The sequence below is a fragment of the Polynucleobacter finlandensis genome (assembly GCF_018881755.1).
In the GTDB taxonomy this organism is placed as follows: Bacteria; Pseudomonadota; Gammaproteobacteria; order Burkholderiales; family Burkholderiaceae; genus Polynucleobacter; species Polynucleobacter finlandensis.
This window is the reverse complement of sequence record NZ_JACVPS010000004.1, coordinates 205,014-215,265: the sequence shown is the minus strand read 5'-3', so window position 1 is coordinate 215,265 and position 10,252 is coordinate 205,014. Positions and strand designations below refer to the sequence as shown.

Here is a 10,252-nt window from a genome sequence, read left to right as displayed (position 1 = left end):
AAGCAAACGCCCAAAGAAAAACCATCCGAAGATGGTTTTAGTGTTTCTTGGTGGGCCCTGCGTGACTCGAACACGCAACCAAAAGATTAAGAGTCTTCTGCTCTACCAACTGAGCTAAGAGCCGCATTGCCCTGCTCTTACTTGGAGACGTATTTACTTATGCTCCCATTAAAAGACATTTTCTAGGTATCGCCTATCTTTTGGGCTCGCTTTTAAGATAGCGATATAAGGTATTCCTACTAATACTTAAAAGCTTGGCTGCAAGAGAGATGTTGCCATTTGTCTTCTCTAGGGTTTTCTGAATAGCAATTCTAGAAAGCTGTTTTAACGCTCCCGATTCAAATTCTTCAATGTGGCTCACATTAGCTTGTTCCTCAGATAAGTCGACGGCAATATCGAAGTTCTTCGTTTGGTGAGAGCGGGCATATGATGAGTTCAAAGCAAATTTAAAAAATAAAGATTTAGAAAAATGGGTTCTTAATTCATATATCTTACTTTGGTCTTTTTTGGCGTAATCCAATATTCGATCCAATGAAATATCTAAAAGTTGTTGAATCTTTACAGCTCCAATATCCAAAACATTGATTTCCATTAGCGAAAGCGCGGCACGATCTACTCCAAGTACAGTGCCATTTTCATCGAGTCCCATGAGACCCTCTCCCATTGACCCAAGTCCCTCAGGACTACTATGCACTTTTAGGACAAGAGTGTATTGGGACTCAATAGAGCAAAACAATTGTTTTTCTAGGGAGTGAACAGTTGCTTTGACGAGTCCAATGGTGTGGGGGTGATAAGCGTTTTTGTCCGTTGAGATATCTAAAACACCACTAATGCTTCCATCTGGCGCAAAGATTGGTGCAGCTGTACAGCTTAAAAACCCATTGTTTTCTAAAAAATGTTCAGGTCCATTAATTGAAACTGCAGTTCGTTCAACTAAAGCAGTGCCAATTGCATTGGTCCCGCGATGCTTTTCTTGCCATGAAGCGCCCGTCTTAAGTAATACTCGATCAGCTTTAGAAACAAATTGAGCATCTCCCACAGAATGGACAATAACTCCTTGGTGGTCAGACAAAATAATAACCCCGCCACTGCCAGACATTAATCCATGCAAATAATTCATGGTGGGTTTCGCTAAAGCAATGAGATCACGTCGTTGATCAATGCGAGATTGCAATATAGAGCCACTTAAAATATTGTCAGGTAACTGCTTTTGAAATGCCTCCAGCCCCGAGTGCAAGCACCTTTGCCAAGAACGGTAAACCGTTAAGCCTAATTGTGACTCGAGATTTCCGGCAGGCACGTCTCCGCGAAGAAGCCAGCTTCTTCTGATATCCCGGAGATTGGAAACTTTCATTTTGAGTCCACTAATGAGTTAGGTCAGTACTCGCTAGGGTGTCACATAAATGAACACTTGTTTATTTCGCCACTCAGGAAATACCCTTGTTTATAGCTCTTTTTGAATATTTGAAAAATTGCTGCACTGCATCTGATTGCGTAATTTTTCTGCTTCGATGAAATTGCGCTCTATTGCTATTTCTTAATTGGAATAAATAGCATTTCATAAGCACATTCATAGGAGAAAATCTTGATCTACGAAGCCCCCGGCGCTGCAGGCGCAAAAATTCAATACAAATCTCAGTACGACAACTTTATTGGCGGCAAGTGGACTCCGCCGGTGAAAGGCCAGTACTTTGACGTCATCACCCCAATAAGTGGCAAGGTATATACAAAAGCTGCGCGTTCAAGCGCGGAAGATATCGAGTTGGCGCTAGACGCCGCTCACAAAGCGGCTGATGCTTGGGGTAAGACAGCTGCTGCTGATCGAGCCAATGTCTTATTAAAGATTGCTGATCGCATTGAAGCCAACCTAGAGCTCCTTGCTTATGCTGAAACTGTAGATAACGGAAAGGCTATTCGCGAAACTCTCAATGCGGATATTCCCCTCACAGTTGATCATTTCCGTTATTTTGCAGGCTGTATTCGCGCTCAAGAAGGGGCACTCTCTCAAATCGATGAGACCTCTGTGGCTTATCACTATCACGAGCCTTTGGGAGTGGTGGGTCAAATTATTCCCTGGAACTTCCCTATTTTGATGGCAGCTTGGAAATTAGCGCCCGCAATCGCGGCTGGTAATTGCGTAGTACTAAAACCAGCAGAATCTACCCCTGTTTCCATCTTGGTATTAATGGAGTTAATTGCCGATCTGTTGCCACCTGGAGTACTCAATATCGTCAATGGCTATGGACGTGAAGCCGGGATGCCATTGGCCACAAGCAAACGTATTGCGAAGATTGCCTTTACTGGATCCACCTCTACTGGTCGAGTCATCGCTCAAGCTGCTGCGAACAACTTAATTCCAGCCACCCTCGAATTAGGCGGAAAATCTCCGAATATCTTCTTTGCGGATGTAATGGATAAGGATGATGGCTTCTTAGACAAGGCCATTGAAGGTTTGGTGCTATTTGCCTTTAATCAGGGTGAAGTTTGTACTTGCCCATCTAGAGCCCTTATCCAAGAAAGCATTTATGAGAAATTTATGGAAAAAGTTCTCAAGCGTGTAGCGGCTATTCAACATGCCAATCCTCTTGATACAGACAGCATGATGGGTGCGCAAGCCTCCAAAGAGCAACTTACTAAGATCTTGTCATATTTAGATTTAGGGAAACAAGAAGGTGCAGAAGTGTTAATCGGTGGCGCACAAGCGAACTTGGGCGGAGACCTTGAAGGCGGCTACTATGTTCAGCCCACCTTATTTAAAGGTCACAATAAGATGCGCATCTTCCAAGAAGAAATTTTTGGACCAGTCTTAGCGGTAACGACATTTAAAGATGAAGCTGAAGCTTTAGAAATTGCCAATGACACACTCTATGGTTTGGGTGCTGGAGTATGGAGCCGTAATGGCAACGTGGCATACCGCATGGGCCGCGCCATTAAAGCTGGCCGTGTCTGGACTAATTGCTACCATGCATACCCTGCCCATGCAGCCTTTGGTGGCTATAAAGAGTCTGGCATTGGAAGAGAAACCCATAAAGTAATGCTCGACCACTATCAGCAAACCAAAAACTTATTAGTCAGTTACAGTGAAACTAAGCTGGGATTCTTCTAAGTGGATAGTTAGTGATTTAATCAAAGGGCGGAGTAATCCGCCCTTTTTTATTCTTGGAGTTAGGAAAGGATTAAATATGGTTGAACGCGTTATAGCTACAGATGAGGCGCTAGCCCTGATTGCTCAGCTACAGGCTGAGCATAGTGAAATCATGTTTCATCAATCTGGGGGATGCTGCGATAACAGTGCAGCTAATTGCTATTTACCAACGGACTTGACCATTGGTCCATATGACATCAAATTGGGTGAAGTTGGTGGTGTGCCATTTTTTATTGGCAAGCTCCAATATGAGTATTGGAAACATACACAACTAATTCTGGATGTAATCGAGGGGCATGGTGGAACATTTTCTCTTGAAGGCTCAACTGGAAAAGCATTTCATACTCGTTCACGCCTCTTGACTGATCAAGAATGGCAGTTAATTGAATCCCAGGTCCTGAAAGATTTGAGCTGAAACAATATTCAATATGTAAACGTCTCTTACTGGCCGATTTGAGCCATCTGAATCAATTTGAGAAATTAGGCGCTTTCCGACCCTTAGGAGATATTCCTAAAAGGATGAAACCGTTTCTGGATTGGCATACATTTTAGTAGATGCTTGAAAAATACCATCTATATATGATGAAAATTCATAGTCGCAGAAATCATCACACGCATTTAGATCGCCCTCCAAATACAGTGCCCTAGCTCTACATGAACCTCCACATAAAAGCCTAATGGGGCATTCCGCACATTCTGCCCTAGCGTATATGCTTAAATTTCGTGCAGAAAGCAATGCTGGGCTACTGTTATAGATATCAACAATAGACTGTTCACGAATATTCCCAGCTTTAAAATCTTCCAGGTGCACCAAGTGACATGGGAAAACATCTCCATTATGAGAAATACTAATCTCAACGCCACCTATGGCACACCTAGTTGTTCCATTGTTTTTAAGCTTCATTAGTGAATCACCAATGTTTGCCATAGCCGATACATTCTCAGCGTCAGCTAAGGCTTTGTAATACTTGTCGCCAGAAATTGCTAGCTCAGCATTCAACTTAGCATTGCCAGCATTAAATAGCGGTTGAAATGTTAAACGACCACCATATATTTTCGCCATCTCTCCAATATTCGATATATTTTTCTTAGTTACAGTCATTGCCAAGAGGACTTCAGCGCCATGCTTATCAAGCAAGTCAATTGCAGAGGTAATCTTGTCGTAAGTATCTTGACCGCGATGAAAATCATTTAACTCAGCAAAACTGCCATCTATGGAAATTCTAATTTGATCAAAAGCTCCGGCAATATATTGAGCATTTTTAGAATTTATAGGTGTTGCATTCGTTAATAACTGCGTATGAAACCCTTTGCTACGGCAATACTCTGAGATTTTAGGTGTTGATTTATTTAATAAAGGCTCTCCACCAGTTAAGGCTATATGAATCCCTTTTGATATTCCATATAAGTCATCAATTAATGACTCGTATTCCAAATAGGATAATGACCTTCCTGAGGGAGATCGCTCCTCCGCATAGCAGTAATTACATTTCAAATTGCAATCAGGGTGAACATTCAGATGCACAGAGCGCAGTATCGGTTTGTATACGGCTTGGTATTTTTCCTCCTCATTGGAGGGATTAAAAAAACCATTAGAGATTTGCAAGCTTATGAAAATATTCGCTTCATTTACACTTAATCCTTGCTGACCTACGGACTCAAGAATTTGATCTACTGAGCGGATTCCGTCGCATAACGAAAGCACGTAAGCACCATTTGCATTCGTAACCAACCAATCGGGCTTTGAAGGGACCAGAAATAAGAATTTCCCACTTCTTTCTATCATGACTGAATCAGCCGGCAGTTTTAGGTTCATATATATTTTGAGTTGGAAAATAAAAACGCCGAACAGAAATTAAATCTTGCTCGGCGTTAATTACACTACAAAAATACTTTACGACTATTGACCTGCACAGTTATAGGACTGACCACACTGCCCACCACCACCGCTACAGTTATAGGACTGACCACATGCTGCAGTAGCTTTTGACACATCAACACTAACGCTTAAACCGGGTATAGAGGAATCAAAACCTGATGCCTTCTGAACTTTAACTTCAAGCCCATAAGCAGCTACAGCAACTGCAGCAATCAATCCATACTTTATTGCTCTACGAGTTGTTAAAGAATTCATATTCACTCCTTATGTTAGCTATTTACTACTGTTTCATCCTATTCCTCTAATTCATTTGCGTGTCGCTAGTTAATTGATCCATGTCAAATAAAGGCATAGAATTTATAAGTTTTGAATATTGATCTTTTTTATATACCAAAATCCAATGGATAAAACTCTTTGTAAATGACCTTTTTTGGCCGGACTCAGACATTTGAGATTGCAGTCTAGCGAGCTATCACTGTCCGAATTAGCTCTCAGAGCAGCCAAAGATCCCATTAAGGAACAGGCATCAATCTCGTCATCCCATTCAGTCAGGGCGCTGCAATAACTGCGGTATTTATCTCTTCTTGGTCAATATCCAGTTTTTTAAGAATCAAAGGTAGTACTGCATGGATCGCCCTCATCCCTTCCAGCAATTCATTCATATAGATATCTGGATGGCTGCGCTGACTTTTGAATATCCACATATCCCGGTCATTAGTGTCATCCTTAATGTTCTCAGGATTCTCGGTTATTAAGTCATTCAATTCGGCTTCAAGCGGAAGGCCTAATTCATAAGCCTTCACCTTAATTTCACCAATTAAATTGCTGAAATCACTCATCGTGATGAATTTAAACTTTCCAAATAAAGGCGCGATTTCTTTATTCACATTGACCTTCGCTGTCGCAAGCTCAAGCTGACGATGCAAAATCTCTTGCTTGGCTTCCAGATTTTGAAAGTTTGGATGATTTAATCCCAGGTTGGATATATACATTCCAATGAAGTGATCAATGCAGGCGTAATTATCAAAAATTGATCTGATTAACTCAATGAGGGGCTGCCCTTCAAATGCATCTATCACCGCATCAATCTCATCATTCTCTTCGCCATAGTGGTCATACATGTCCTCATATTCCCACTTCAAAATAAACTCTTGCGGAAAAGGTTTTGGAATGTTGACTCCAATGAGAGCTAAGATTCTCATTAGCTCGGCACAAACCGCTTCATCCTCAATCCCATAATCTAGTTCGGCCTCATTGTTATACATTTGGTAAGTGATCAATTTGGCCCATTTTTTAGCATCGTCCACCGATCCGCAAGAGATTACAAAATCGGGATCAAGGTCTCCAGCCTGGGTTATATAGCGCAGTTTCTTTTCCATAACTGCCGACATTGACTCCCCATTCTTCCACTTGCTGATCTGGACTTTGGAGACACCCATCTCTACAGCTAATTCTGTTTGATTGCATTTCAATATCTCTAAGGCAATTTGCACCAGCGTTTTTCCGTTTGACATATGAGCCTTTTAAAAGTTACTTAATTAATATTAATGTTAAGTAACAATTTATACCTTTATTTGAAGCCATAAAAATTAGTTTTTGACTGCCTGCTCTGTATAAGGTCCAAAGTTTTACGTAATTAGTAGGGCTGTATAGGGGTTTTGATTGACAACGCCTAAATTTCCAAGTAATTTATTAAAATGCAAAATAACTTGGAAATAATAGATCTTCCCGAAGATTCCATCCGGCAATATATTGACGCTAAAAGCGCATTTACCGCTTTAGAGCAGGCCAAATTACGGTCGGCAGAGTTTCGTGGCGGAATGGTTTGGAAAACCGTTAAAGGTAAGGAATATCTGGTGCGCACGACTACTAGGGGCGACCAAACCGGCCTTGGTGCCAAAAGCGCTGAAACAGAAGCCATCTACAACAAATTTACCACCGGCAAAGCGCGCGCAGCAGAACTCTCGTCAGGGTTAAAGCAAGCCGCCGTAAAGCATCAGCGACTAAATCGTGCGCTAAGGGTGGGCAGAACACCCAACATCATTATTGATATCCTGGTTGGGTTGAGTGATGCTGGCATGTCTGACAAGTTCACCATTGTTGGCACTAACGCACTATATGCCTATGAGACTGCCGCTGGGGTACGCCTTAATGAGGCTCATCTGGCAACTCGGGATGTTGACTTGCTATGGGATAACCGTAAAAAGCTCAGCCTGTTCACTCAAGAAAATACCCTTGCTGGCGGTATGTTGGGCTTTCTTCAGAGTATTGATTCAACCTTCACGCTGCGTGATGACCAGCTGTATACCGCTGTTAATAAAGATGGATATGAGGTTGATATTTTGCGTCGTATGGGTCAGGGCAGCGATACTGAGCCTGGTCGCTTTAGTGCTCTGGTTGATGATTTTTGGGTAGTAAAAGCACGCAATGCAGATTGGTTGCTCAGCGCACCCAAATTTAGTGAGGTTATCGTTGGCGTTAACGGCAGGATGGCTCGTATGAATACAGTTGATCCACGTGCTTTTGCTTTATTTAAGCTGTGGATGGCTGATCAATCCGATAGAGAGCCGGGTAAGCGCATCCGTGATGCTAGTCAGGCTCGTATTGTGGTTGATTTGATTAACAGTCATTTGCCGCAATATAGCTTTGAGGATATCAAGGTGTTTCCATCAGCAGTTGCCGACAAGATTGCGGTCGATGATGCGGGCAACCTGAGAATTGTTAAGCCTCTGAAGTGAAGTTGAACGTTTATTTGAATAAAGCAACGTATTAAAATTAAGGCATACTTACCCTGTAGGGCGCATATGCTCTGGAAGCTCCCCATTGAAAATCCGTCAACAAAGTGTCAACCTAAGTTGATAAAAACGTGATGCAATGTGGTTTAATATTAACCAAGCCCAATGACTGTATAAGGGAGGCCTTACTGGCAAAGCTATTAAACTGCTTTGTAATCAGTAGGTGGTCTGTTCGAGTCGGACAAGGGGCACCAAATTAATTAAAGCCTGAATTGGAAATCAATTCAGGCTTTTTGCTTTTCTATTTCTACTGAAGTAAATTGATTTTATTCGTCTCTGGAAGAGCGAAGATTGCAATAGCAGAGGCGTAGCAAAGAAAAATAGTTGGATACCAAAGTCCTGCAAGAGAATTCCCCGAGGCCTGATTTAACCAAGTGATGATCAGGGGAAGTAGTCCACCAATCCATCCGGCTGCAAGATTATGTGGAAGTGTTGCCGCGCTATTTCTATTCTTGGCCGGGAATAGTTCAGCAAGCAATGCTGTTTGCGGCCCAACCACTAGTGAGAGCGCCAATGACAGTGCCGTCAACATGAATAGGATTCCAAAAATATTGTACTGATCATGAGTCTGCATAAATGCAGTTCCAAAATATTCTAAGGCCCGGTATGCCGGCCTTATCAAAACAGTGCCAAGTAGTAGGCCGCTCAAAATCACTGGCCTGCGCCCGAGTCTATCTGACAGCCAGCCTGCAAATATTGTGAGTGGAAATAATACGAGAGTTCCATAGATGCTTAGTTGATCAACCAATTCCAATGGGAGCTTGAGTGTGGTTTTGAGGAATATAGCGGTATAGACCTGGACACAAAAGAATAAAATTGCCCCGCTTGATGAGACGCAAAAGAAGAGCAAGAACATCCTCTTACGAATTTCTGGATCCTTAAAATTATTGGCTAGTTGAGATTGGGATGGTCGGCCGACCTTACTTAACTCCAAGAAGACGGGTGTTTCTTCTAACGCTTTGCGAGCCTGAAATGCAAGCAGCAATAATCCTAACGAAACCCAGAACGGCACTCTCCACCCCCAAGACTGAAATTCTTCTGCAGTGAGCCAGTACTCTAGGAGTGCGATTTGCAAGGTTGAGGCCAGAATACCCAAAGGGCCCATTAATTGTAGGAAGCTGGTTTTAAAGCCTCGATTTTTTTCTCCTGCATGCTCAGTTAGGTAAATAGCGCTTCCACCAATCTCGCCTCCTGCAGAAAGCCCTTGCAACAACCGTAGGCTAACTAGAAAAATCGGCGCCCAAATGCCTACTTGCTCAAAGGTGGGTAGAAAGCCTACGCCCACGGTAGCAATCCCCATGAGGGTAATGGTGATCATGAATACAGGCTTACGCCCAATACGGTCCCCCATAGAGCCAAAGAGAGCTGCTCCAAGCGGCCTAACCACCATACCAACGCCAAAGGTAGCTAGGCTGGCCAATAAGCCTGACGTTGGATCATTCGAGGGAAAGAACAGTGGACCAAACACCACGGCTAAGGTGGCAAAGGTTAGAAAGTCATACCACTCCAAAAATGTGCCAAAACAAGCTGCAATGGCTACTTTTCGATAGGAGGAAGATTTTTTTATCCTATGCAAGTTGTTGATATTATTCAATATTATGTAATTTTATTTAAAATATGTTGCGTAGCAGCAAAAAATTCTTGATTTGTCATATTGGATCAGTTAAAGTTCTATGGTGCAGTGCAATATTTAAGGTCTTTACAGTCTTCCGATCGCTAAATCGCGCACTTAATTGACTAGTTGTACCACTTAATTACTGGAGAAATACATGAACCAAGATCAAATCACCGCTAAATTGTCCCAAATTAACAGCAAAGGCCTTGAGGCTTCATTTTCTTTGAGCGAAGCTGCTTTAGAAAATGCTCAAAAATTAGCTGAGTTGAACTACGCTGCCTCTAAAGATGCATTAGTAAATGCTCAAGACGGCATTCAACAAGTGTTGTCAGCTAAAGATCCAAAGCAAGTAACTGAAATTTTCAGTCCTGATACATTGCAAGCTGCTGGTAACCAAGCTGTTGCTTACCAAAAGAAAGTAACTAAAGTATTGCGCGATGGCAACAAAGAATTCGCAAATGTTGTTGAGTCAAGCATTGACCAGTTGCAAGATGGTTTCCAAGATTGGATCAACACTGTAGCTGCTAACGCACCTGCTGGTTCTGATGCATTTGTTTCTTCTTTCAAGACTGCATACGGTAGCGCATTGCAAGGTTTCGAACAGTTCCGCGCTGCTAGCAAAGAAGCTTTTGCAACTGCAGAAAAAACTGCTGACCAAGCAGTTGACGCAGTTCAAGGTCAAATCGCTCAAGTTAAGAAAGCTGCAACCCCAGCATCACGCGGTCGTAAAGCTGCTTAATTTTTAGATTCAAGTATCACGTATTAAAAACCCCGCTACGGCGGGGTTTTGCTTTGCTACTAATCGAGTATTGATTGTG

At 42.4% G+C, this 10,252-nt stretch carries 9 protein-coding genes and 1 tRNA gene; 5 read left to right on the top strand and 5 right to left on the bottom strand.

Features of this window, described 5'->3' with window-relative positions:
• Positions 1-193 precede the first annotated feature (193 nt).
• Complete coding sequence (locus ICN49_RS04470; RefSeq protein ID WP_216166186.1) at positions 194-1,354, bottom strand: sigma-54-dependent Fis family transcriptional regulator; 1,161 nt, start codon at positions 1,352-1,354, stop codon at positions 194-196.
• A 231-nt stretch (positions 1,355-1,585) separates the two neighbouring features.
• Between ICN49_RS04470 and exaC the strand changes: the two genes are divergently transcribed.
• Both exaC and ICN49_RS04460 read left to right on the top strand, forming a co-directional pair.
• The gene (gene exaC, locus ICN49_RS04465) at positions 1,586-3,106 is read left to right on the top strand and encodes an acetaldehyde dehydrogenase ExaC (protein WP_071539723.1); all 1,521 of its coding nucleotides are present in this window, start codon (positions 1,586-1,588) and stop codon (positions 3,104-3,106) included.
• Between the two features lie 76 nt (positions 3,107-3,182).
• Positions 3,183-3,560 carry a DUF779 domain-containing protein gene (locus ICN49_RS04460; protein WP_216166184.1) on the top strand — a complete coding sequence of 126 codons (378 nt, stop codon included), beginning with the start codon at positions 3,183-3,185 and terminating at the stop codon, positions 3,558-3,560.
• A gap of 96 nt (positions 3,561-3,656) precedes the next feature.
• Here the strand turns inward: ICN49_RS04460 and ICN49_RS04455 are convergent, their stop codons facing one another.
• The 3 genes from ICN49_RS04455 to ICN49_RS04445 all read right to left on the bottom strand — a co-directional run bounded on the left by ICN49_RS04455 (position 3,657) and on the right by ICN49_RS04445 (position 6,538).
• On the bottom strand, positions 3,657-4,961 hold the full coding sequence (locus tag ICN49_RS04455; RefSeq protein ID WP_216166182.1) for a radical SAM/SPASM domain-containing protein: 1,305 nt from the start codon (positions 4,959-4,961) through the stop codon (positions 3,657-3,659).
• A gap of 84 nt (positions 4,962-5,045) precedes the next feature.
• Positions 5,046-5,279, bottom strand: coding sequence for a hypothetical protein (locus ICN49_RS04450; RefSeq protein WP_216166180.1), 234 nt, complete (start codon positions 5,277-5,279; stop codon positions 5,046-5,048).
• Between the two features lie 293 nt (positions 5,280-5,572).
• Positions 5,573-6,538 (bottom strand): helix-turn-helix domain-containing protein, encoded by a 966-nt coding sequence (locus ICN49_RS04445; protein ID WP_216166178.1) that lies wholly within the window; start codon positions 6,536-6,538, stop codon positions 5,573-5,575.
• A gap of 183 nt (positions 6,539-6,721) precedes the next feature.
• On the opposite strand from ICN49_RS04445, the gene ICN49_RS04440 reads away from it, so the two are divergent.
• Together ICN49_RS04440 and ICN49_RS04435 are read left to right on the top strand one after the other, a co-directional pair.
• Positions 6,722-7,762 (top strand): GSU2403 family nucleotidyltransferase fold protein, encoded by a 1,041-nt coding sequence (locus tag ICN49_RS04440; RefSeq protein WP_216166176.1) that lies wholly within the window; start codon positions 6,722-6,724, stop codon positions 7,760-7,762.
• 179 nt (positions 7,763-7,941) lie between these two features.
• Positions 7,942-8,013, top strand: a tRNA-Ser gene (locus ICN49_RS04435).
• Positions 8,014-8,066: 53 nt separating this feature from the next.
• Here ICN49_RS04435 and ICN49_RS04430 read toward each other — a convergent pair.
• The gene (locus ICN49_RS04430) at positions 8,067-9,413 is read right to left on the bottom strand and encodes an MFS transporter (protein ID WP_216166174.1); all 1,347 of its coding nucleotides are present in this window, start codon (positions 9,411-9,413) and stop codon (positions 8,067-8,069) included.
• A gap of 175 nt (positions 9,414-9,588) precedes the next feature.
• On the opposite strand from ICN49_RS04430, the gene ICN49_RS04425 reads away from it, so the two are divergent.
• The gene (locus tag ICN49_RS04425) at positions 9,589-10,173 is read left to right on the top strand and encodes a phasin family protein (RefSeq protein WP_216166172.1); all 585 of its coding nucleotides are present in this window, start codon (positions 9,589-9,591) and stop codon (positions 10,171-10,173) included.
• Positions 10,174-10,252: the final 79 nt, after the last annotated feature.